General features: G+C 67.2%; 22 protein-coding genes. 13 read left to right on the forward strand and 9 right to left on the reverse strand.

Annotated features, from left to right (window positions below; genetic code table 11):
* The first annotated feature begins 29 nt into the window (after nt 1–29).
* From OXK16_10695 to OXK16_10715, 5 genes are all read left to right on the forward strand, one after another.
* Nucleotides 30–719 carry a phenylalanine--tRNA ligase beta subunit-related protein gene (locus OXK16_10695; GenBank protein MDE0376417.1) on the forward strand — a complete coding sequence of 230 codons (690 nt, stop codon included), beginning with the start codon at nt 30–32 and terminating at the stop codon, nt 717–719.
* Between the two features lie 92 nt (nt 720–811).
* Nucleotides 812–1,318, forward strand: a complete 507-nt coding sequence (locus OXK16_10700) for a ferritin (protein MDE0376418.1) — start codon at nt 812–814, stop codon at nt 1,316–1,318.
* 176 nt (nt 1,319–1,494) lie between these two features.
* A complete protein-coding gene (locus OXK16_10705) occupies nt 1,495–2,493 on the forward strand; it encodes an ATP-binding cassette domain-containing protein (protein ID MDE0376419.1) in 999 nt (332 codons plus the stop codon).
* The gene (locus OXK16_10710; GenBank protein MDE0376420.1) at nt 2,490–3,293 is read left to right on the forward strand and encodes an ABC transporter permease; all 804 of its coding nucleotides are present in this window, start codon (nt 2,490–2,492) and stop codon (nt 3,291–3,293) included. The genes OXK16_10705 and OXK16_10710 overlap by 4 nt, the downstream gene beginning before the upstream one ends.
* Nucleotides 3,294–3,362: 69 nt before the next feature.
* Nucleotides 3,363–5,012: a Ppx/GppA phosphatase family protein gene (locus tag OXK16_10715; protein ID MDE0376421.1), complete on the forward strand. Its 1,650-nt coding sequence runs from the start codon at nt 3,363–3,365 to the stop codon at nt 5,010–5,012.
* Here OXK16_10715 and sthA read toward each other — a convergent pair.
* The 5 genes from sthA to OXK16_10740 form a co-directional block, all read right to left on the reverse strand.
* Complete coding sequence (gene sthA, locus OXK16_10720) at nt 4,990–6,396, reverse strand: Si-specific NAD(P)(+) transhydrogenase (GenBank protein MDE0376422.1); 1,407 nt, start codon at nt 6,394–6,396, stop codon at nt 4,990–4,992. The genes OXK16_10715 and sthA overlap by 23 nt on opposite strands.
* Before the next feature lie 192 nt (nt 6,397–6,588).
* Nucleotides 6,589–7,950: a mycothione reductase gene (locus OXK16_10725; protein MDE0376423.1), complete on the reverse strand. Its 1,362-nt coding sequence runs from the start codon at nt 7,948–7,950 to the stop codon at nt 6,589–6,591.
* Nucleotides 7,951–8,007: 57 nt separating this feature from the next.
* Nucleotides 8,008–8,454, reverse strand: coding sequence for a hypothetical protein (locus tag OXK16_10730; protein ID MDE0376424.1), 447 nt, complete (start codon nt 8,452–8,454; stop codon nt 8,008–8,010).
* The gene (locus tag OXK16_10735; protein ID MDE0376425.1) at nt 8,451–8,900 is read right to left on the reverse strand and encodes a hypothetical protein; all 450 of its coding nucleotides are present in this window, start codon (nt 8,898–8,900) and stop codon (nt 8,451–8,453) included. The genes OXK16_10730 and OXK16_10735 overlap by 4 nt, the downstream gene beginning before the upstream one ends.
* Nucleotides 8,897–9,337, reverse strand: coding sequence for a hypothetical protein (locus OXK16_10740; protein MDE0376426.1), 441 nt, complete (start codon nt 9,335–9,337; stop codon nt 8,897–8,899). Before OXK16_10740 ends, OXK16_10735 begins: the two co-directional genes overlap by 4 nt.
* 148 nt (nt 9,338–9,485) lie before the next feature.
* On the opposite strand from OXK16_10740, the gene moaA reads away from it, so the two are divergent.
* From moaA to OXK16_10755, 3 genes are all read left to right on the forward strand, one after another.
* On the forward strand, nt 9,486–10,493 hold the full coding sequence (gene moaA, locus OXK16_10745; GenBank protein ID MDE0376427.1) for a GTP 3',8-cyclase MoaA: 1,008 nt from the start codon (nt 9,486–9,488) through the stop codon (nt 10,491–10,493).
* A gap of 114 nt (nt 10,494–10,607) precedes the next feature.
* Nucleotides 10,608–11,453 carry a PIG-L family deacetylase gene (locus OXK16_10750; protein ID MDE0376428.1) on the forward strand — a complete coding sequence of 282 codons (846 nt, stop codon included), beginning with the start codon at nt 10,608–10,610 and terminating at the stop codon, nt 11,451–11,453.
* A gap of 37 nt (nt 11,454–11,490) precedes the next feature.
* A complete protein-coding gene (locus tag OXK16_10755) occupies nt 11,491–12,372 on the forward strand; it encodes a DMT family transporter (GenBank protein ID MDE0376429.1) in 882 nt (293 codons plus the stop codon).
* A 66-nt stretch (nt 12,373–12,438) separates the two neighbouring features.
* Here OXK16_10755 and OXK16_10760 read toward each other — a convergent pair whose 3' ends face one another.
* Complete coding sequence (locus OXK16_10760; GenBank protein ID MDE0376430.1) at nt 12,439–13,611, reverse strand: aminotransferase class V-fold PLP-dependent enzyme; 1,173 nt, start codon at nt 13,609–13,611, stop codon at nt 12,439–12,441.
* 136 nt (nt 13,612–13,747) lie between these two features.
* Between OXK16_10760 and aceE the strand changes: the two genes are divergently transcribed.
* Both aceE and OXK16_10770 read left to right on the forward strand, forming a co-directional pair.
* The gene (aceE, locus tag OXK16_10765; GenBank protein ID MDE0376431.1) at nt 13,748–16,447 is read left to right on the forward strand and encodes a pyruvate dehydrogenase (acetyl-transferring), homodimeric type; all 2,700 of its coding nucleotides are present in this window, start codon (nt 13,748–13,750) and stop codon (nt 16,445–16,447) included.
* Between the two features lie 12 nt (nt 16,448–16,459).
* Nucleotides 16,460–17,287 (forward strand): alpha/beta hydrolase, encoded by an 828-nt coding sequence (locus OXK16_10770; protein MDE0376432.1) that lies wholly within the window; start codon nt 16,460–16,462, stop codon nt 17,285–17,287.
* 47 nt (nt 17,288–17,334) lie between these two features.
* On the opposite strand, the gene OXK16_10775 is transcribed toward OXK16_10770, so the two are convergent.
* On the reverse strand, nt 17,335–17,745 hold the full coding sequence (locus tag OXK16_10775) for a PIN domain-containing protein (GenBank protein ID MDE0376433.1): 411 nt from the start codon (nt 17,743–17,745) through the stop codon (nt 17,335–17,337).
* The gene (locus OXK16_10780; protein ID MDE0376434.1) at nt 17,742–17,951 is read right to left on the reverse strand and encodes a ribbon-helix-helix domain-containing protein; all 210 of its coding nucleotides are present in this window, start codon (nt 17,949–17,951) and stop codon (nt 17,742–17,744) included. Before OXK16_10780 ends, OXK16_10775 begins: the two co-directional genes overlap by 4 nt.
* Before the next feature lie 300 nt (nt 17,952–18,251).
* Between OXK16_10780 and OXK16_10785 the strand changes: the two genes are divergently transcribed.
* Nucleotides 18,252–18,770, forward strand: a complete 519-nt coding sequence (locus OXK16_10785; protein ID MDE0376435.1) for a carbonic anhydrase — start codon at nt 18,252–18,254, stop codon at nt 18,768–18,770.
* On the forward strand, nt 18,761–20,383 hold the full coding sequence (locus OXK16_10790) for a SulP family inorganic anion transporter (protein MDE0376436.1): 1,623 nt from the start codon (nt 18,761–18,763) through the stop codon (nt 20,381–20,383). Before OXK16_10785 ends, OXK16_10790 begins: the two co-directional genes overlap by 10 nt.
* 19 nt (nt 20,384–20,402) lie before the next feature.
* Here the strand turns inward: OXK16_10790 and OXK16_10795 are convergent, their stop codons facing one another.
* Entirely contained in the window at nt 20,403–21,311 is a 909-nt protein-coding gene (locus OXK16_10795; GenBank protein MDE0376437.1) for a 1,4-dihydroxy-2-naphthoate polyprenyltransferase, read from the reverse strand.
* Here OXK16_10795 and arfB point away from each other — a divergent pair.
* Entirely contained in the window at nt 21,310–21,753 is a 444-nt protein-coding gene (gene arfB, locus OXK16_10800) for an alternative ribosome rescue aminoacyl-tRNA hydrolase ArfB (protein ID MDE0376438.1), read from the forward strand. The two genes, OXK16_10795 and arfB, sit on opposite strands and share 2 nt — an antisense overlap.
* The last annotated feature ends 3 nt before the right edge of the window (nt 21,754–21,756 follow it).

The following is a 21,756-nucleotide window of genomic DNA, read 5'->3' on the forward strand; positions in this document are numbered from 1 at the left end:
CCAAAGCGATGTTCTCGTACGACCATGAGGTGCCGGCCAGGTTCCCGACCATCCGAGCCGGCGTCGTCCATGCCGACGGGTTGGTCAACGGCCCGAGTCCCGACGCTCTCCGGAAGGCTTTCCAGCAGCAGCAGGCTGTCTCGCTGGACCGATTCCGCGGTACGCCCATTTCGGAGGTCCCCTCGATCGTCGCCTGGAGGAGGACCTTCTCGGCCTTCGGTGTGCAGCCGACCCGGTACCGCAACGCCGCCGAAGCGTTGATCCGGCGCCTCACCAAGGCGGGTGACATCCCGTCGATCAACTGCCTGGTGGACATCGCCAACCTGGTGTCGATCCGGTACGGGTTGCCGGTCGCGGCGATGGATCAGGAACGGGTTGCGGGGTCGACCACCGTTCGCTTTGCCCAGGGAGACGAGCGTTTCAACGATCTGGGCAGTTCCAGGACCACCTCGCCCGAGGTGGGAGAGGTCATCTTCGTAGACCGGGTGGGCACGGTGTCGGCGCGCCGCTGGTGCTGGCGGCAGAGCGCTCAGAGCGCCACCGGTCCGGACACGGTGGAGGCCCTGTACACCGTGGAGGGTCATCACGAGGGCGCCGAGGAGGACGTTGCTTCCGCCACCCGCGATCTGGTGGCACTCCTCGAGGCCCACCAGCCGCAGGCCCGGATCGAGTCGGCACGGCTCTCGCCATCCCGGCCACGGTACGAGCCTGACCACTAGGAAGCGTGTACCGCCCGAGCAGGCCGGTGCGTCCTCAAGCGCCGCCTCACTCGGTAGCATTCGGTGTACACCAGCATCGAACGGAGCGCACGATGGCACTAGCCGAACGGATGGAGAGGGCACTCAACGATCAGATCACCTGCGAGCTCAGCGCGTCTCTCGCCTACCTCCAGATGGCTGCCTACTTCGAGGCGGACGAACGTCCCGGCATGGCCTCGTGGATGGCCGCGCAGTCCGAGGAGGAGGCCGGCCACGCCCGGATGTTCATCGACTACGTCGTGGACCGGGACGGGCGGGTGGAGATAGGCGCCATCGACGCTCCTGTCTCCAAGTTCGACAGCCCTCTACACGTGTTCGAGGAGGCCCTGCGGCACGAACAGTTCGTAACCGGGAGGATACGGAACCTCTACCGGCTGGCGACCGAGTTGGGCGACCTGGAGAGCCTGCCGTTTCTGCAGGGCTTCCTGGTGGAGCAGGTGGAGGAGGAGGCGTTGGTCTCCGGGATACGCGAGCGTATCGGTCGCCTGGAGGGCAACGAGGTCGGCCTGGCGCTGATCGAGGCCGAGCTGGGCGGACGCGCCGGAGCGGACGAGGAGTGAAGCGGGCCGGATAGCCCGGCTCCCGTACTACTCTCGCCTGTTGGTGGTCGTAGAAGGCATTTGGGCTCGTCGTCCGTGCTGCCAGTGGTCTGTCCATTTCACAGACACACCACCGAGAATCAAGGGCCGGGCCTGATGCCGCGCGGTCTCGCCGGTAGTCGACAGGACATTGAGCGATGAAAGAGATCATCCACGCGACCGGACTGGTCAAGCGTTACGGGGAGGTGGTGGCCCTCGACGGCCTGGACCTGTCGGTGCGGGAGGGGACCATCGTCGCCCTGCTCGGGCCGAACGGGGCCGGCAAGACCACCGCGGTATCGGTCCTCACCACCCTGATCGAGCCCGACGAGGGCGCCGCCACGGTGGCGGGTATCGACGTGCTGAGCGATCCGGCGGAGGTCCGCAAGCTGATCGGCCTCTCCGGCCAGTACGCCGCGGTCGACCAGGACCTGACCGGCTTCGAGAACCTGGACATGATCGGGTGTCTCTACCACCTCGGCCGGAAGAAGGCGAGGTCCCGGGCCCGGGAGCTCCTGGACAGGTTCGATCTGGCCGACGCAGCCGACCGGCCCGTCAAGACCTACTCGGGAGGCATGAGGCGGCGACTCGACCTGGCCGGGGCGCTGGTGGCGGAGTCGCCGGTGCTGTTCCTGGACGAGCCCACAACCGGCCTGGACCTCATCAGCCGCAGGGAGCTGTGGGGGCTGATCCGCACCCTGGTCGATCAGGGAGCCACGCTGCTCCTCACCACCCAGTACCTGGAGGAAGCCGACCGGCTGGCCGATGACGTCCTGGTCATCGACAAGGGCAAGACCATTGCCCATGGCACGGTTGACGAATTGAAAGACATGGTGGGCGGCGAGCGAATCGCGGTCAAGGTGACCAACCGGGATGACCTACCTGCGGCCCACGAGATACTGGGTCGGGCGGCGGTTGGAGAGCTGCAGGGCGACGAACGGTCCCGCACGGTGGTCGCGCCCGTGTCGGGCGGCACCAGAGAGCTGGCCGGGGTGCTGGAGGCCTTCGAGAGTCACCGGGTCCGGATCAGCGAGGTGGTGCTCCGCCGTCCGACTCTCGACGACGTGTTCCTGGCGCTGACCGGTGCTTCCGCGGAGTCCGGCGAGGAAACGCCGCCGCCTGCCAAGCCGGGCCGGAGGGGAAGGGGATCGCGATGAACTTCCTGTCAGCCCTCGGCGACGGCCTGGTCATCGCCCGCCGCAACCTCATCAAGCTCAAGCGGGTGCCCGACGTGCTGGTGTTCGTGCTGCTCTCACCGATCATGTTCGTCCTGCTGTTCGCCTACGTGTTCGGAAGCGCCATCGACATCCCGGGCGGGTCCTACCGGGAGTTCCTCATGGCCGGGATCTTCGGACAGACCGTGGTGTTCGGCGCCACCTTCACCGGCGCCGGCCTCGCCGAGGACATGCAGAAGGGCATCATCGACAGGTTCCGTTCACTGCCCATGTCGCGGGCGGCGGTGGTGTTCGGACGGACCGCCAGCGATGTGGTCTACAACATCATCACGCTGACCGTCATGGCGACAGCCGGACTCATCGTGGGATGGCGCGTCAGGGGAAGCCTGCTCGACGCTCTGGCCGGCTTCCTGCTGCTGCTCCTGTTCGCCTACTCCGTCTCCTGGATAATGGCCCTGCTCGGCCTGTCGGTGCCCAGCCCGGAGGTGCTCAACAACGCCTCCTTCATCGTGATCTTCCCGATGACGTTCATCGCCAACACGTTCGTGCCGGCCGAGAGCCTTCCAACGGTGCTGAGGGTGTTCGCCGAGTGGAACCCGATCTCGTCCCTGGTCCAGGCGACCAGAGAGCTGTTCGGGAACATCCCACCGGGAACCCCCGAACCGGCCTCCTGGGCGCTGCAGAATCCGGTTATCTACACCGTGTCCTGCGCCTGCCTGATCATCGCCGTATTCGCCCCCCTGGCAGTCCGCCGCTACATCCGGGTGGCCAAGAAGACTTAGAAGAGACGACCGGTCTGTAGATGGCGGGGTTTTGGTTTGATGCCGTCCCCTGGTGATACTGGCCGATTGATGCGGGACTCGACGCCTCTGGCGGCCATCGACGTGGGGACCAACTCCGTGCACATGGTGATAGCCCGGCCGGTGGATGGTGGGACTCCGGAGGTTCTGGCCCGTGAGAAGTTGTCGGTTCGCCTCGGGCAGGGCGCCACCGACATGAAGCACTTGGGCCATGACGCCATCGAGCGGGCGGTGGCGGCCCTCACCGAGTTCCGGCACATCGCGGACGCCTACGGCGCCGAAGTGGTGGCGGTAGCCACCAGCGCGGCCCGGGAGGCCGAGAACCGGACCGACTTCCAGCGACAGGTGCGGGACGAGACCGGGGTGGACGTCGAGGTGATCTCGGGAGTGGAGGAGGCGCGGCTCATCCACCTCGGGGCGTTGAGCGCGGTGCCGGCGGCCGGACGGCCCCACCTGGTCATCGACATCGGCGGGGGATCGACCGAGCTGATCGTGGCCACCGACACCGAGCCCCACCTGGTACGCAGCGTCAAGCTCGGGCATATGCGGCTCACCGAGCGCTTCTTTCCGGGCGGGATCATCCGCGACGGGGCGGTGGAGGAGTGTCGCCGGCACATCCGTTCCTTCGTGGCGCCGGAGGCCCGCCGGGCCAGGGCTATCGGCTTCGATCTTGCGGTGGGATGTTCGGGGACGATCGCCGCGCTGGCGTCCATGTCCGCATCGAGCCGGGGCAAGCGGCCCCGAAGCTTGGCCAACACCACCATCGACCGGAAGGAACTCGACTGGACGGTGGCGGCGGTTCTGGCTCGGGCGCACCCAGACGACCGCAAGGGCCTCACCGGCCTCGAGCCGGCCCGTCGGGATGTGATCGTCGGAGGAGCCGTCCTGCTGAGCCAGCTGTTCGAAGACCTGGGGATCGAGTCTCTGGTCATATCGACAGGCGCCCTGCGCGAGGGGGTTCTTCTCGACAGGTTCAGCCGGCGGGAGGAGTCGCTATCCGATCGACTCCACCATCTCGGCGACCTCCGGCGGAGCAGCGTCCTGGCCCTGGCCCGGAGTTATGACGAGGATCTCATCCATGTCGAACACGCCACGGAGTTGGCCCTGCAGCTGTTCGACGAGACCCAACATGTTCATGGCTTGGGCGCGAGCGATAGCGAACTGCTGGAGGCGGCGGGATTGCTCCACAACATCGGGCGTTTTGTGGCCAACTCCGCCCATCACCGCCACTCGTACTATTTGATCCGTCACAGCGAGCGCCTGGCCGGATTCACGGCCGGCGAGCTAGAGCTGATCGCCCTGGTGGCCCGCTACCACCGCAAGAGTGCTCCCCGCAGGAGGCATTCGCGCTTCAGTGCCCTGAGCCGATCCGACCGGCGCAAGGTTCGGTTGCTGGCCGGTATGTTGCGAGTCGGAATCGGGCTTGACCGCACCTACAGGCGGGCGGTGGAGTGCGTTCATGCCCGGTTCAACGGTGACACCATCACCATCGATGTGGAGGCGGCGGACGGGATGGATGTGGAGATCGAGATGTTCAGCGCCAAGGCCCGGTCGAGCCTGCTTGCCGATGCGCTGGGCCACCGGGTGGAGTTCAGGACGGCCGATCCGTGCGGAGCTCCGGGTGGCAGGGCCGGGGCCCAGCAACGCCATCCGTCGGCGTTCGGGGCGGAGGAGCGGGTCAGTAGCCCCCCAGCCGTCTGATCCCGTCCAGAGCGGCGGTGGTGTATGCCTCGGCGAGGGTGGGATAACCGATCACCGACTCCACGAAGTAGTCGATGGTTCCTCCGTAGGCGATGACAGCCTGGCCGATGTGGATCAGTTCGGCGGCGTTCTCGCCCACGATGTGCACCCCGAGGATCTGCCGGGTCTTCAGATGGAACAGCAGCTTGAGGAATCCGACGTCGTCGCCTCGCATCAGGCTGCTCTCCGTCTCTCGGTAGCGAGCCTTGCCCACCTCGAAGGGGACGCCTTCCTCGTTGAGCTGGTCCTCGGTCTTGCCCACCATGGCCACCTCGGGAATGGTCTTGATGGTGTAGGGGAGGAGGTCCTGGAAGTCCTCGCGCTCGATCCCGAACGCATGGCGGGCGGCCAGGCGCCCCTGCATGCGGGAGGTCGAGACCAGGTCGGGGAACCCGATCACCCCACCCACCGCGTAGACGCCCTCGACGCTGGTCTGGTAGTTCTCGTCGACGCTGAGGCGGCCGCGTGCGTCCGCTTCCAGCCCGATCGCCTCGAGGTTGAGCGAAGCCGTACAGCCCGTCCGTCCCACGCAGTACATGACGGCGTCGCTGATGATCTGCTTGCCGCTCTCGAGCTGTACCCGCACCCGGTCACCCACCTCGTCCCTCATGTAGTCGATGTCGAACACCACCTCGGTCAGGCGCAGGGTCACGCCGGTCTGGCGCATGTGGTAGGCGAGCGTGTCGGCGAGCTCCTCATCGGCGAAGGTGAGCAGGCGATGGTTCCGGTCAACCAGGGTCACCCGGATACCGAGCGCGGCGAACGTGCTGGTGTATTCCAGCCCAATGGCGCCCGCGCCGACGATGGTCAGCGTACGGGGCAGCTTCGGCAGGCTGAGCATGTGATCGCTCACGAAGACCAGCCGCCCGTCGGCGTAGACGACCGGAGGCTCGGTGGAGTAGGAGCCGACTGCGATCACCACCTTGTCGGCGGTGATGGTGCGTTCCGTCCGGTTCTCCTCGGACCTCACCCTCAGGGTGTGGCGGTCGACGAATGAGCCCTCGCCGATGATCGTCTCCACCCGGTTGTGGGCGAGCTGGCTCTGCAGGATGTCCGACTGCTGCTGGATCACGTATCGGGTGCGCACCATCAGGTCGTCCATCGTGATGTTCTGCTTGACCGCGTAGGACTGGCCGTAGATGTTGCGTTCCCGGTAGCCCGTGAGGTAGAGGACCGCATCCCGCATCGTCTTGCTGACCGTGCCGGCGTAGATGTTGATACCGCCGATGCGGGGGGACTTCTCGAGGATGACGGTGCGTTTCCCGATCTCGGCCGCCTGGATGGCGGTCCGCTGACCGGCAGGCCCCGATCCGATGATCGCTAGGTCGTAGTCATAACCCGGCATCGCCGATCCTTTCACCACCCGGCGCCCGCGGGCCCGGGATGCGCCATCTGCTTGTGAGGTACGAGGCTCCGAGCATCCATCAGCCTCGAACGTTGAGGGTAGCGCGCCAACCCGGCGGCGATGCCTGATCCGGCATCGGACCTGCTTCGCCGAAGGGCACGACTGGTGACGAGGCCGTGATCGTCTCCCGTCCTATAGCTCGAGGAGGGCTTGCTCCACCACCTCGGGCAGGGCCGGGTGGATGTAGTACTGGCCACGGGCCATCTGGTCGACGGTCAGGTCGAAGTGCATCCCCTGGATCAGCTGCTGGATGAGGGTGGAGGCCTGGGGCCCGATGATGTGGCCCCCGAGCAGCCGGCGGGTGTGGCGGTGGGCGATGACTTTGGCGGCGCTCTCGGTGTCCTCCAAGGCCCATCCGTAGCCGGCAGCCGAGTAGGGCTGGACATGGGACACGTAGGGGAGGCCCTGCTCCTGGCACTCGCGTTCGGTCAACCCCACTGCTGCGATCTGGGGATGGCCAAACACGGCATGGGGGATGAAGCGGTGATCGACCGTGATCGGCGAATCAGGATGGATCAGGTTGTGGCGGACCACCCGGGCTTCGTGGTTGGCCACGTGCTTGAGCTGGACCGGGTTGGTGATGTCGCCCAGGGCCCACACACCGTCCACGTTGGTACGGAGGTGGTCATCGGTGATCACCTGCCCCCGGTCGGCCACGGCGAGTCCCCCGGCGGCCGCGTCCACCAGGTCCGAATTGGGCCTCCGTCCCGTCGCGACCAGGAGCTCGTCGCCGCGCAGGTCAGCGGTGACCCCATCCCGGCCGGCCACCTGCAACACCACCTCGTCACCTTCCCGGCGGGCTCCGAGGATCCGGGTGTGGGTGCGCACATCGAACCGTTGCGAGTAGGCATCGGTGAAGCGGCGGCTGATCTCCGCGTCCTCCCGCCGCAGGAAGCTGTCTCCCCTCAGCAGGAACGTCACCCTCGACCCCAGCGCGCCCATGACACCCCCCAGTTCGGCGGCGATGTAGCCGGCGCCGATCACCAGCAGGCGCTCGGGTAGCCGATCCAGGCGCATGATCGTGTCGGAGGTGTGGTAGCCGACGCCGTCCAGGCCGGGTACGGGAGGAGCCACGGCTCGGGCGCCCGCCGCCAGCACGATCCGGTCGGCCGTGATCACTTCGTCGCCGACCTCCAGCTGCTTGGGGGCCACGAAGCGTCCGGTGACCGGGTACACAGTGACGTTGGGTGATCCTTCCCGGTAGTCGCGGCCCGCCTCGGCGATCGGGTCGATCCGGCCGAAGATGCGGTCCCTGACGGCGGGCCAGTCGACGCCGTTGAAGCTGGTGTGAACGCCCAGCCGGTCGCCGCCGGCTGCCAGTTCGGCGACTTCGGCGGTGTAGACGAACATCTTGGACGGGAGGCATCCGACGTTGAGGCAGGTTCCGCCGAACGGACCGTGTTCCACCATGGCGATGTCCCAATCGGCGTGCTCGGGCCCGATCACCGAATTGCCCGAGCCTGCGCCGATTACCAGCAGGTCGAAACTGCGCACGTTGTCCTCATCTCTCCGGGTAGATGCAATGTAGACGCGGCGGCCGGTTCAGCCGGATCACTCGAACTCGGCCGGTGAGGCCCGGGCGGTCACCGTGACCGTTATCCCGCCGGCGGGAGCGAACATCCGCATCAAGGTCAGCGGGACCGTCTCGGTTATCTCCACCACTATCTCCGACCGGCTCGCCTCAGGGGTGAGGCTCATCGAGTTGTCCCAGTCCGGCTGGTTCTCGGCGAACCGGCGGGCAGCTTCCTCGGCGACATCCGGATCCAGCACCAGCCTGTTCTCGTACAGGTCGGACTCGACCACCCTGGCGGCCCCGGCGACGGCCGACTTGTAGGCGATGCCGCTCAGGGTGCCGTGCCGGGAGAGCACCCGCCACAGATCGAGTGCGAGACCGCCCGCGAACAACAGCATCAGCAGCAACCCCAGGCTCCACAGCACGACAGCGCCTCGCTCACCGGCCGGTCCGGATCGGCCGGTCTGCTTTACGCGGCGCCTCATGGGCGCGGAATACTCCGGTACGGTTCCATCTGCTCCCGGTAGCTGCTGGTGATCGTCCACGTGCCCAGCGTCCAGGATCCCATCACCTTGATGGCCGGTACGTCCAGCGATACCCGGGCGCTCACCACCCCGCCCGGCGCCCAGGAGGTCCGGCAGTCGATCACAAGGTCGGGCGTACCGGGAGCCAGGCTCCGCTCGGCCAGGATCCGGCGGGCCACGGCCTCGGACCGGTCCTGTCCCGTCTCCGGGTCGAAGGCGGTGGCACAGGCTCGTACCGCCTCCCGGGCGGCGGCGTCCGCCATGGAGCGGTATTCCATCCGGATGGCGAAGCTGAGCAGCAGCATGGCGAACGGGATCAGGATGAAGGCCGCCACCAGCACCAGGTCGATGGCGCCGGTGCCGCTCTCGCCGGCTATCCGCGACCGGTGCCGCTCCGGGCGCATCATGGGACCGGCTCGGTGACGCTCGTGGCCCGCATGGTGAAGCTCCAGGAGGGTCCCAGCGAGGGGAAGACGGGCCGGAGCCGGGCGGCGATTTGCGCTGTGGTGAGCGCAGCCTGGCGGTCGCAGTCCACCTCGGTGGAGTCCTGGTAGAGGCCGGCCAGGCTGGAGATGATCCGCTCGGCGGTGTCCTCGCAGGTCGATCCCGTCCCACCGGAGAGAGCACCGGCCCGGGCGCCCGAGTCGGCGGCGTACTGGATCACCGAGCGGGTGTAGAGCATCAGCAGGCCGTTCATCAGGAAGGCGGCCGTGATCAAGGCCATGCCCATCGCCATGAGGGTCTCGATGACGGCGGCGCCGGACTCATCGCCGAGCGACCGGGCGCCCGAAGGCTTCCGGCCCCGGTATCCGGTACCAAAGCAGCGGTAGTTACGATTCGGCATTCTGAACGACATGGATCGGCGGTCAACATAGCGCAAACCAATGCTGAAGTGCCGGAGTAACCCGAGACCTTTTTTCCCATTCTGAACCATATCGGACCTGGCGGCTGGAGATGTCCCGGAACTCCGGGCCACCATTAGGCTGGTCGGGATGATTCCAGTGGTGGTGGACACCAGGCGGCGTCCCGTTCGTGACCTGCGGCTCTCGGTGACCGACAGGTGCAATTTCCGGTGCCGCTATTGCATGCCGGCCGAGATCTTCAACCGGGAATACGTGTTCCTGAAGCGAGACCTGCTGCTCAGCTTCGAGGAGATAGTCACCCTGGCCCGTGCTTTCGAGCGGCTGGGGGTGGAGAAGATACGGCTCACCGGCGGCGAGCCCCTCCTGCGCAGGGGCATCGAGCGGCTGATCGCCATGCTCGCCGGCGCCACCGGATGCGAGGTGACCCTCACCACCAACGGCTCGCTGCTGGCCCGCAAGGCCGAGGCGTTGGTATCGGCCGGGTTGGCCCGGGTCACGGTCTCGCTCGACTCCCTGGACGATGCCACCTTCATGGCGATGAACGACGTGGGCTTCCCGGTGGCGGCCGTGCTGGACGGGATCGAGACGGCATCCCGGGCGGGCCTGCCCGTCAAGGTGAATGCGGTGGTGAAAAGGGGAGTGAACGACGGTGGGGTGGTGGACATGGCGCGCCACTTCCGGGGCACCGGTCACATTCTCCGCTTCATCGAGTACATGGACGTGGGCGCTACCAACGGCTGGCGGATGGACGACGTGGTACCGGCCGCCGAACTGGTCCGGGCCATCGACGCCGAGTTCCCGATCGAGCCGGTGGCTCCCAACTACCGGGGCGAGGTGGCCAACCGCTGGCGGTACGTGGACGGCGCCGGCGAAGTCGGCTTCATCGCTTCGGTCACCCAGCCCTTCTGCGCAACGTGTACGAGAGCCCGGATCTCGGCGGAGGGAATGCTCTACACCTGCCTCTTCGCCGTCAAGGGCACCGACTTCCGCAAGGTCCTGCGATCGGGAGCGGACGAGGAGGAGATAATCCGCACCATCCACGGGATCTGGGAAACCCGGGACGATCGCTACTCGGAGATCCGCTCCGAAGCCACCGTCGACCTACCGAAGATAGAAATGAGCTACATAGGCGGCTAGCGGCGGTTGCTAGAGCTGAGCCATCGGGCAACGGTTGACGTATCGGCGTGGATACCGTCTGAACCATCTATCCTTGCCGGTCGGAATACCCCGCCGAACCACCGGAGACTTCGTATGCCCGGGCTGCTCGCCTTCCACGCCCATCCAGACGATGAGGCCACTTCGACGGGAGGCGTCCTGGCGCGGTATGCGGAGGCCGGAGAGCATGCGGTGGTGGTCACCGCCACCGACGGGTGCGAGGGTGAAGTGCACAACTACGACAATCCGGATGAAATACGTCCCCGCCTGGCCGAGGTGCGGGCTCGGGAGATGGCAGAGTCGGTTGCCGTTCTGGGAATCGCCCAGCACCACTTCCTCGGATACCGGGACTCGGGAATGATGGGATCCGATCCCAACGAGCACCCGGACTGCTTCTGGCAGGCAGACTTCCCGGAGGCCACCGGCCGCCTTATCCATCTGATCCGTCGGCACCGGCCGGAGGTGATGACCATCTACGACCCGTTCGGCGGCTACGGGCATCCTGATCACATCCAGGTTCACCGGGTCGGCATGGCCGCCTACTTCGGGGCCGAGGACACCCGCCGGTTCCCGCTCGAGGAGGATGACGATGTCTGGAGTCCGTCCAAGCTCTACATGAGCACCTGGCCCCGCTCCCGCGTGCACGCGATGATCCAGGCCCGGCTCGAGGCGGGTCTGATCACCGAAGAGGAAGCAAAGGAATCGGAGGGTTGGGGCACCCCTGACGAGGACATCACCACCCTGGTCGACGTCAGGCCCTGGATAGAACGGAAGGTCGCCGCGCTGCGAGCCCACCGTACCCAGATTCCCGAAGACTGGTTCATGCTCCAGGTTCCCGAGAAGGACGTACCGAACGTGCTGGGCGTCGAAGCCTTCCAGCGGCTCCACTCCAGGGTGGACGCACCCTTCCGGGAGGTCGACCTCTTCGACGGTCTCCGCTAAGCGGAGGTCGGATGACGGCCGGTTAGCCTGGCCTGGTATGGCTTACCGGGCTGCCATGGTGGCTGCATTCGCCACCATCCTGATCTGGTCGTTCTCCTACCCGGTCGCCAGGGTGGGTCTGCGCCACTTCGACCCGCTCCACCTTTCGGGGCTCCGCTTGGTGGCCGCCGCCTTGGCCCTCTCGGTCATCGCCCTGCCCCGGCGGGTCGGCCTTCCCGAACGAGGGGACCGCTTGCGGGTCGTCACCGCCGGGCTGATCGGCATGACCTTCTACCTGTCCATCCTCTATGTCGGCCTCAGGGTCGTGGAGTCCGCTTCCACCGCCATCCTGATCGCCCTGACCCCGATCTTCGTGGCCGTGCTGTCGGGTCCGATGATCGGGGAACGCCTGACCCTCTGGGGATGGTCGGGCCTTCTCTTGGCGTTCCCGGGGGCGGCGCTGGTGATCCTCGGCCAGGCCGGCGGTCTCGATCTCGGCCTGTCCAGCCTCCTGCTGCTGGTCGCCGCCCTCGCCCACGCGCTCTACAACGTGATGGTCAAGTCCCTTGTGGCCCGGTACAGCCCGCTTCAGGTGGCCTCCTGGTCGATGTGGGTTGGTGCCGTCACCTCGCTGCCGCTGCTGGTCCGGGCTCCGGACCAGGTTGCCAGTGCCCCGTGGGATGCGTTGCTCTCCTTCATCTACCTGGGCGTGTGCGGCTCCGCCCTGGGCTTCGTCCTGTGGGGGCGGGCGATGGTGGGCGCTCCCGCCGCTGTCGTGTCGTCGGCCCTCTACGCCACGCCGCCCCTCTCCGCGTTCATCGGCTGGCTCTGGCTGGACGAACGCCCGACTGTCTGGGTGGTGATGGGCGGAGTGGTCGTCCTGGGCGCTGTGACGATGGTGATCCGGCGGGGGGTGGCGCCCGCCCTCGAGGGGTCCTGAGCCCACGGGGAGGCTCAGCCCGGCGCCCTCCGGCCTGGTGTGGTCAACGAGCCGCCGGCAGCCGGCTCAGCGAGACTCCAATTCGGCTGCCACCGCCTCGACCAACCGCTTGACGTCGTCCACCGTGTTGTACTGCTGTGTGGAGACGCGCAGCAGGCTGGAGGAGGGATCGGGCCAGCTCATCACCATCACCTCGATGTCCCAGCGATCTCGCAGGGTCATCATCAAGGGGTTGAAGATGGTTCCGCCCTGAGGAAGGGTGCGGGGAAGAGGTACCGAAGCGATCGCTCCGATCATTCCGTCGGGGGCGGGCGGCTCTATGCCCAGCAGGTCGACCAGCATGTCCCGTGCGGTCAGGCAGAGGTCCCGGTTGGCGCGCCTCACTCCTTCCCAGCCGTCCGGATGGAGCTCCGCCATCGCCTCCAGGGCGACCGGAGTGGCCAGCCAGGCGGTCGGGTCGTCCGTGCCGGTCCAGTCGAACTGGGTGTGGAGATGCCCACCCTCCGCCGGCCAGCCCCCGTTGTAGCCGTGGCTGATCACCGCCGGATAGATGCGGTCCCGGCGATCCTCCCGCACGTACAGGATGGCGGAGCCCTTCGGGGCGCACATCCACTTGTGGCAGTTGGCGGTGACGTAGGAGGCACCCAGAGCGGTCACGTCGAAGTCGATCATGCCGGGCGCGTGCGCCGCATCCACCAGTACCCGGACCTCCGGTTCCAGCGCCGCCACTATCTCCTTCAGCGGGAAGACCAGGGCGGTCGGGGAAGTGACCGCGTCGACCATCAGCAGGCGGGTCCGGTCGGTGACCATCCCGAGGATGCTGTCGGTCACCTCCCGGGCTGACCGGAGAGGGAAGGGGATGGCGGCGGGCACTACCCGGGCCCCGGTGCGGGCAGCCGTCACTGCGGCCGCGTTACGGCAGGCGTTGTATTCGTGATCGGTCACCACGATCTCGTCGCCAGGTCTCAGGTCGGCCTCCAGCGACCGGAGCACGGAGTTCACTCCTTCGGTGGCGTTGTTGACGAACGCCAGCCCGGCCGGATCCGCGCCCAGGAAGCCGGCTACCTTCGACCGGGCCTCGTCGAGGGCGGGCTGGTAATCCGCCAGGAACCACCTGGTGGGATTGGACTCCATGGCGTCCCGGAGTCGCCGTTGCTCCTCCAGGGCGGGCTCCGGTGCGGCGCCGAAGGACCCGTGATTGAGGTGGATCACATCCGGGTCCAGACGCCAGAAACTCATAGTCGGCACGCTACCCGTCCCCCTGGGAAGCCTCCAAGACGGCCGGTCTCACTCGAGATCTCAGATACCGGTTCGTACACGGCTCCGACCCCGATAGAGTTGGAGGGGTCACGGACTGTGGAAGGAGCGTGGGCGTTTGAAGATCGACGGGTTCTTCCGACAGCTACCCGACATCGACCCGGAGGAGACCCAGGAGTGGATCGACTCCCTGGAAGCGGTGGTCGACTTCCGGGGCGAGGCCAGGGCCCGATTCCTGGTCCGCGCACTCCTCAACCGGGCCCGGGAGATGGGGGTCGCATACCCGCCGACCGTCTCCACGCCCTACGTCAACACCATCCCCGCCGAGGAGCAGGCCTGGTTCCCCGGCGACGAGTACCTCGAGAAGCGGATCAGGCGTTTCATCCGCTGGAACGCGGCGGTGATGGTGGTCAAGGCCAACAAGGCTGTCGAGGGGATCGGTGGGCACCTCTCCACGTTCGCATCGTCGGCGGCGCAGTACGAGGTCGGCTTCAACCACTTCTTCCGGGGCAAGGCGGAGGGGCAGCCGGGTGACCACGTGTACATACAAGGCCATGCCGCACCCGGCATCTATGCCCGGGCCTTCCTGGAGCGGCGCCTCGATGAGGAGCATCTGGACAACTTCCGCCGCGAGCTCTCGCCGAAGGGCCTGTCGTCCTACCCGCACCCCCGGCTCATGCCCGACTTCTGGGAGTATCCGACCGTCTCGATGGGTCTCGGACCGATTGCCTCCATCTACCAGGCCCGTTTCAACCGCTACCTCCACAACCGGGGTCTCGATGACACCGGCGAATCACGGGTGTGGTGCTTCATCGGTGACGGCGAGTGCGACGAGCCGGAGACCCTCGGGTCCATTTCGCTAGCGGCCCGGGAGCAGTTGGACAACCTGATCTGGGTGGTCAACTGCAACCTGCAGCGCCTCGATGGTCCGGTGCGCGGCAACGGCAAGATCATCCAGGAACTCGAGGCGGTGTTCCGGGGCGCGGGCTGGAACGTGATCAAGGTGATCTGGGGGTGGGGCTGGGACGGGCTCATCGCCAACGACGTGGACGGCGTGCTCGTCAAGAGGATGAACGAGACCGTCGACGGCGCCTACCAGCGGCTGAAGTCGCTACCCGGCGCCAGTATCCGGGAGGAGTTCTTCGGGCCCGATCCCCGGTTGCGGCGCATGGTGGAGCACCTGACCGACCGCCAGCTCGAGAAGCTGCCCCGGGGGGGCCACGACTACAAGAAGCTCTACGCCGCCTACAAGGCCGCCACCGAGCAGACCGGCGCCCCCACCGTGATCCTCGCCAAGACCATCAAGGGCTGGACGCTCGGACCGGACATCGAGGGGCGCAACGCCACCCACCAGATCAAGAAGATGTCCAACGAGCAGTTCCGCCGGCTCCGAGAGCGCATCAACCTCCAGGAGGACATCCCGGCGGAGTTGCTGGAGGACGGCCGGGAGCTCCCGTACTGCCGGTTCGCGAGGGATGCTCCCGAGTACCAGTACATGATGGACCGGCGGAAAGCGCTCAACGGGATGCTGCCCTACCGGACGGTGCGCGCCAGGCGGCGGATCGAGTTGCCCGACCCCTCCATCTACGACGAGTTCCATGCGGGAACGGGCGCCCACGAGGCATCCACCACCATGGCCTTCGTGCGGTTGCTCAGGGGCCTGGCCAGGGATGAGAGGTTCGGGGAGCGGGTGGTGCCCATCGTCCCGGACGAGGCCCGCACCTTCGGCATGGACGGGCTGTTCCGGGAACTGAAGATCTACGCGTCCGGAGGGCAGAAGTACGAGCCGATCGACGCCGCCCTGCTCCTTTCCTACAAGGAGTCCCAGGACGGCCAGATCCTGGAGGAAGGCATCACCGAGGCGGGGTCGATGTGCAGCTTCATCGCTTCGGGCACCTCCTACGCCGACCGCGGGGTGATGACCGTTCCCTTCTTCACCTTCTACTCGATGTTCGGGTTCCAGCGGGTGGGGGATCTCATCTGGCAGGCTGCCGACGCCCGGGCTCGGGGCTTTTTGATGGGCGGGACCGCCGGCCGGACGACCCTGGCGGGGGAGGGCCTCCAGCATCAGGACGGGCACAGCCTGATCCTGGCCTCCACCAACCCGGCGGTGGTCAGCTACGACCCGGCGTTCGCCTACGAGCTCGCGGTCATCGTCGAGCACGGCCTCCACCGCATGTGCGTCGATCAGGACGACGTGATCTTCTACCTCACCATCTACAACGAGAACTATGTCCAGCCGCCCATGCCCGACGGAGCGAAAGATGGGATCGTCGAAGGCATGTACCGGTTCGCCGGGGCGCCCGAGGGCGTGCCGCACCGGGCGGCGATCCTCTTCTCCGGGCCGAGTCACAGCTCCGCCCGGTGGGCCCGCGAAGAACTGGCGGAACGTTACGGGGTGGGGGCGGAGCTGTGGAGCGTGACCTCGTACGGGCGGTTGCGGGACGATGCCATAGCGGTGGAGCGGTGGAACCGCCTCCATCCCCATCGGGCGCCCCGAACCCCGCTGGTCACCGAGCGGATCGGCGCCTTCGACGGCCCGGTCGTGGCCGTGACCGACTACATGCGGGCGGTTCCCGACCAGGTCTCCCGCTGGGTTCCCGGCCCCTACACATCGCTCGGCACGGACGGCTTCGGACGCTCGGATGCCCGGGAGGACCTCCGCCGGTTTTACGAGGTGAACGGTCCCAACGTGGTGGTAGCGGTCCTTTCCGAGCTGGCAGGGCTGGGAGGGGTCGATCCGGAAACGGTGGCGGAGGCGATCGGCCGCTACGGCGTCGACCCTGATGCGGTCGAGCCCTGGCGCGCAGACCACTAGAGACCCTCGCCCGTGGATCGGAGAGCCCTCGAATGGCATGACGGCGCGGGCGACGGGCTGTTCCTGCTGGCCCATGCCACCGGATTCTGCAAGGAGCTCTGGCGTCCGGTGGTGTCGAGCCTCCGGGACCAGGGCGTTGCGGCGCCGGCGCTGGCATGGGATGCCCGCGGCCACGGACGAGGGCCGGCGCTGGAACTGCCTGCGTCGTGGTGGACGCTCGGGAGGGATCTGGTCGAGCTGATCGGCGACCTCGACCGCGCCGGACGGTTACCGGAATCCGTGGTCGGAGTGGGCCACTCGATGGGCGGGACCGTGCTGGTCCTGGCGGAGTTCCTGCGTCCCGGTACCTTCACCGGGCTGGTGCTGGTCGAACCGGTCCTCATCCCGCCGCCCTTCGTGCGCAACCCCGAGTTTTCGCTGGCGCAGGGAGCGGCCCGGAGGCGCCCGGTCTTCGGTTCCCGGGACGAGCTGATCGAGACATACCTCGCCAAGCCGCTGTTCCAGCGCTGGCATCCTGAGGTGTTCCGGGCCTACATGGACCACGGCTTCCGTGAGGTACCTGAAGGGCTGGCGTTGCGCTGCCGCCGAGAGGTTGAGGCGGACGTGTTCGCCGCCGGCTCAGAATGCGGGGCGTTCGCCCGGCTAGACGAACTGGCCTTGCCTGTGCGGCTCGTAATCACCGACCGGGCCGGCGAGTTGGGACCCGCCCTGGGGCTGTTACCCGAGGCGCTCCCCGATGCGACCACTACCTACTTGGCGGGCCAGAACCACCTGGTCCCGATGGAACGGCCCGACCTCGTCGCCTCCGAGATAGCAGACGCGCTCAAGACCTTTGGGTAGCCTCTGGGATCCAGCGTCGGCTGCTGGTGCGCTGAGATGTTCGGCATCTACGGGACGATCTCGAAGTGGCTTCCATCCAACGGCCGCACCACTCCGAAATGCTTCCGGTCGAGGGTGAGGATCGTGCGCGTGCGATAGTGATCGGCCAGTACCACCAGAGAAGCATCAGTGATCCCGATGCCCAGGTTGCCGTAACGTTCCACGACCTCGCATGCCAGAGCCAGATCATCGGGGTTCATCATCGGCAACTCGTAGGCGCCGCCGGCCAGTTCCCGGATGACGGCCAACTCGGCTTCCACGCCCTTTCGCGTCGCGACCAGGTAGTCGATCTCGGCTATCACGAACGGTGAAACCACTATGACCGGATCGTTTCTCTCCAGCCAGTCGACCACGGCGTCGTGATACCGGCCCGACTCGCTGAAAAAGGCGAGAAGGCCGCTGGTGTCAGCGATGATCACCGGTCGCCGAAGCCGACCAGGTACTCGTCGACCCGTTCAGCCCATGAGTCATCGCCGGGGATTATCCCTGGCTTCGGCACTGGACGCCCGACTGCATCCCGAATAGCTTGCCGGATTACTTCGGCTTCAGAGCAGGAGCGCTGCCTGGCGCGGCGTTCCACCTCGCGCTTCAGCGAGTCCGGTAGGTAGACGGTCGTTTTCCTCATGGCAGGGTCTCCATAGTGCCATACATGGTACCACCCATAGTACACCTGTTTCGGTAAAGGGAGGTGCTCGGAGACGTTCAGTTGCTCGACGGACCGGCAGCCGAGAACCAGCCCAATGGGCGTCGACAAAGCGGCTCGGTCGGACGGTGTGGCCGGGTCGGTTACGATTCTGAGTCGGCTGGGGAGGTCGTCCTCATCGACATCGATTGCATACTCGAACGGAACCGCGCCTGGGCGGAACGGCAGACGCAGGCAGACCCGGATGTGTTCCGTCGCCTTGCCCGGGGGCAGCATCCGGAGATGCTCTGGATCGGGTGTTCGGACAGCCGCGTTCCGCCCAACCTGATCATGGACCTCGCGCCGGGGGAGGTGTTCGTTCACCGCAATGTTGCCAACCTGGTGGTCCCGTCCGACCCAAGCCTCCTGTCGGTGCTGCAATTCGCGGTGGAGGTGCTCAGGGTGCGACGCGTGGTGGTCTGTGGCCACTACGGGTGCGCCGGAGTGGACGCTTTCCTAAAACGGGATCCCGGCGGCCCTGCAGGCGTCTGGCTCGATAACCTCCACCCGGTGATGCGTGCATACCGATCAGACCTGGCGGGGCTAAACGGTGATCATCTGGCGCAGCGGCTGTCCGAGTTGAGCGTGATCGACCAGGTGCGCAAGGCCGCGGCCACGGACATCGTGCGCGACGCCTGGGACGCCGGTGCGGACCTGGAGATCCATGGACTGGTCTACCGCATCGACAATGGCCGGCTGAGGCCGCTATGCCGCCGGACCGCCGGCGCTGCCTTGGTGCTCGACAGCGGGCCGTGGCAGTGAAGTACGACCTCGACACCCTCCGGGGGGACTTCTTCGGTGGCCTCACCTCCATGGTGGTGGCCCTGCCGGTGTCGCTGGGCTTCGGCATCGCCTCGGGAATGGGTCCTGCAGCCGGGCTCTACGGCGCGATCGCAGTCGGTTTCTTCGCCGCGGTCTTCGGGGGGACACCCTCCCAGATCTCGGGCCCGACCGCTCCGATGGCGGTGGCGATGGCCGTGGTTCTCACCACCCACGCCGACACCCTGCCCGAAGCGCTGACGGTGGTCCTGCTGGCGGGTCTGTTCCAGATCCTGCTGGGCCTGTCGAGGATCGGCCGGTTCGTCGCCTACACGCCCCACGTCGTCGTGTCCGGCTTCATGTCGGGCATCGGCATCATCGTGATCATCCTGCAGCTGATGCCGTTTCTCGGGGCGGACTCGGCCTCAGGCGGCGCCATCGGTGCGGTACGGGCATTGCCTGACGCGCTCGGCAACGTCAACACCAGCGCGGTGGCCGTCGCGGTGGTAACGCTGGTGGTCGGGTTCCTCTGGCCGCGGCGGCTGTCCCGGTATGCTCCCGGCCCCCTGGTGGCGCTGCTCAGCGGCACTCTCCTGGGCGTCCTGTGGCTCTCGAACGCGCCGGTGATAGGTGAGATCCCCACCGGGCTGCCCGGTTTGGCATGGGAGATGCCGGCCACAGCCTTCCTCGTGACCGCCCTCCAGCCGGCGCTGATCCTGGCCCTCCTGGGCTCGGTGGACAGCCTGCTGACATCGCTGGTGGCGGATTCGCTCACGGGTCGCAAGCACAACCCCGACCGGGAGATGATCGGTCAGGGAATCGGCAACATGGTTGCGGGGTTGTTCGGAGCGCTGCCGGGGGCCGGGGCCACCATGGGGACGGTCATCAACATACGCTCCGGCGGGTCGACTCGGGTGTCCGGCGCGCTGAGAGCCGTGTTCGTGCTGGCCGTGGTCCTCGGACTGGGCCGGTTCGCCGAGCCCATCCCGCTGGCCGCACTCGCAGGCGTGCTGATGAAGGTCGGCTGGGACATCATGGACCGGCGGCTGCTGCTCCGGATCCACCGCCTGCGCTCCCAGCACCTGGTGGTCATGCTGGTGACCCTGGTCCTCACGGTCTCGGTGGACCTGATCACGGCGGTGGCGATCGGCTTGATCGCCGGCGGCCTGGCGCACGCCCGCCAGCTGGAACGCCTGGAACTGGACAGCGTCATCTCGGTGCCGCTACTCGACCGGACCTTCTTCGGCGAGGACAGCGAGTTGGACACCACCGATCCCTTCGAGGCCCGGGTCGGGATGGTGGCCCTCCGGGGCAGCTTCACCGTCTCGTCGGCCAACAAGCTGGTGAGCGTGATCGGAGCCGAGATCGGGGACCATGAGGTGGTCATCTTCGACTTCTCGGAGACGACCTACATCGACGACAGCGCCGCGATGATGATCGCACAGCTCATCGATGTTGCCACGAGGTCCGACACCTCATGCGTGATCATGGCGCAGCCGGACTCGGTGGCCAAGACGTTGGAGGGGCTGGACGTCCTGCGGGAAGTACCTGCCGATCGGATAGTCACGACCATGGACCAGGCCCGTGCCGTGGCCAAGGAGTGCCTGCTCGCCTGACGCGGGGGCGCCGGGCCGCTCAGCCGATCGCGGCGCCGATTGCGAGACCGGCTCCCACGAAGAGATGGAGCCGGGCGGTTCCCTCGAGCACCCGGATGAGCGCGGGACCGTCGGAGGCGGACCGGATGGTGCGGATCAAGGGCACGGCGAGGGGAGTGGCCAGCAGCGCCAGGGCGGACCACCGGGGGGTCATCCCGATCAGGGCACCGACGGCTGCCACGGCGAAGGCGCCGCCCACCAGAGCCACGAAGAACGCCCGGGCACGGCGCCGGCCCAGGATCACGGCCATGGTCCGCTTGCCGACCATCGAGTCGGTGTCGATGTCCCGGATGTTGTTGGCCACCAGGATGGCGGAGGCCGTGAAGCCGACCGGGACGGCCAGCCACCACGCCTCGGCAGGCAAGGTCGCGTCGTGGGCGTAACGGCTGCCCACCGTGGCGACCAGCCCGAAGAACACGAACACCGATGCCTCACCCATGCCGCGGTACCCGTAGGGCGAGGGACCGCCCGTGTACGTCACCGTGGCGACGAGGGCCGCGACGCCTACCACTATCACCCCCCAGCTGGTGATGGAGGCGATGTAGACGCCGCACAGCGCCGCGATGCCGAACATGACCGCCACGCCGGCCCAGACCCGGCGGGCCGGGAGCAGTCCCGCGGCCACCACCCGGGTCGGTCCGATCCGGGTCTCCGGATCCGCCCCTCGGTGGGCGTCGGAGGCGTCGTTCGCGAAGTTGGCGGCGACTTGGAGAGCGAGAGCGCAGACGAGGGTTGCCAGCAGGGCATCCGGGCGGAAGACCTGGTCTCCGACGGCCAACCCGGTTCCGACCATCACCGGCGCCACGGCGGCCCACAGCGTGCGGGGCCGGGCGGCCATCACCCAGGGTTTGGGAGGTACGGCGTCCATGCGGGTAGTTTCGTTCAGCATGGCGGCGGAATCCAAACGTGACCTCCGGCTCCGGCATGGTCCGGTCGTGCCGGCTACGGAGCTCCGATGGGACTTCGGTCCCGCTTCGGGCCCGGGAGGCCAGCACGCCAACCGGTCGAACACGAGGGTAGGCGTCACCCTGTCGATCGCCGGGTCTCCGTCCTTCACCGATGAGGAGAAACGGCGTATCGAACGTCACCTGCGGGCGAGGATGGTGTCGGGCACGCTACGGATCGTGGCCGACGACCACCGCTCGCAGTGGCGGAACCGTCAGGAGGCGTTGCGGCGGATGGCCGACCTCCTCGATGGCGCTCTGGCGCCCGAGCCACCGATCCGGCGAGCCACTAAGCCCGGCCGGTCAGCCCACCGGAAGCGCCTCGAGGCCAAGCGGCGCCGGTCCGCGACCAAACGGCTCAGACGTCCTCCTCGTGAGGACGCGTAGTTC

The sequence above is a fragment of the bacterium genome, assembly GCA_028821235.1.
Lineage (GTDB): Bacteria > Actinomycetota > Acidimicrobiia > Spongiisociales > Spongiisociaceae > Spongiisocius.

Coding starts and splice junctions, on each gene's coding strand:
- OXK16_10700 (MDE0376418.1), top strand. CDS start 812: ATGGCACTAGCCGAACGGATGGAGAGGGCACTCAACGATCAGATCACC.
- OXK16_10705 (MDE0376419.1), top strand. CDS start 1,495: ATGAAAGAGATCATCCACGCGACCGGACTGGTCAAGCGTTACGGGGAG.
- OXK16_10710 (MDE0376420.1), top strand. CDS start 2,490: ATGAACTTCCTGTCAGCCCTCGGCGACGGCCTGGTCATCGCCCGCCGC.
- OXK16_10715 (MDE0376421.1), top strand. CDS start 3,363: ATGCGGGACTCGACGCCTCTGGCGGCCATCGACGTGGGGACCAACTCC.
- sthA (MDE0376422.1), bottom strand. CDS start 6,396: ATGCCGGGTTATGACTACGACCTAGCGATCATCGGATCGGGGCCTGCC.
- OXK16_10730 (MDE0376424.1), bottom strand. CDS start 8,454: ATGAGGCGCCGCGTAAAGCAGACCGGCCGATCCGGACCGGCCGGTGAG.
- OXK16_10735 (MDE0376425.1), bottom strand. CDS start 8,900: ATGATGCGCCCGGAGCGGCACCGGTCGCGGATAGCCGGCGAGAGCGGC.
- OXK16_10740 (MDE0376426.1), bottom strand. CDS start 9,337: ATGCCGAATCGTAACTACCGCTGCTTTGGTACCGGATACCGGGGCCGG.
- moaA (MDE0376427.1), top strand. CDS start 9,486: ATGATTCCAGTGGTGGTGGACACCAGGCGGCGTCCCGTTCGTGACCTG.
- OXK16_10750 (MDE0376428.1), top strand. CDS start 10,608: ATGCCCGGGCTGCTCGCCTTCCACGCCCATCCAGACGATGAGGCCACT.
- OXK16_10755 (MDE0376429.1), top strand. CDS start 11,491: ATGGCTTACCGGGCTGCCATGGTGGCTGCATTCGCCACCATCCTGATC.
- OXK16_10760 (MDE0376430.1), bottom strand. CDS start 13,611: ATGAGTTTCTGGCGTCTGGACCCGGATGTGATCCACCTCAATCACGGG.
- OXK16_10780 (MDE0376434.1), bottom strand. CDS start 17,951: ATGAGGAAAACGACCGTCTACCTACCGGACTCGCTGAAGCGCGAGGTG.
- OXK16_10785 (MDE0376435.1), top strand. CDS start 18,252: ATGCTCTGGATCGGGTGTTCGGACAGCCGCGTTCCGCCCAACCTGATC.
- arfB (MDE0376438.1), top strand. CDS start 21,310: ATGGCGGCGGAATCCAAACGTGACCTCCGGCTCCGGCATGGTCCGGTC.
- OXK16_10795 (MDE0376437.1), bottom strand. CDS start 21,311: ATGCTGAACGAAACTACCCGCATGGACGCCGTACCTCCCAAACCCTGG.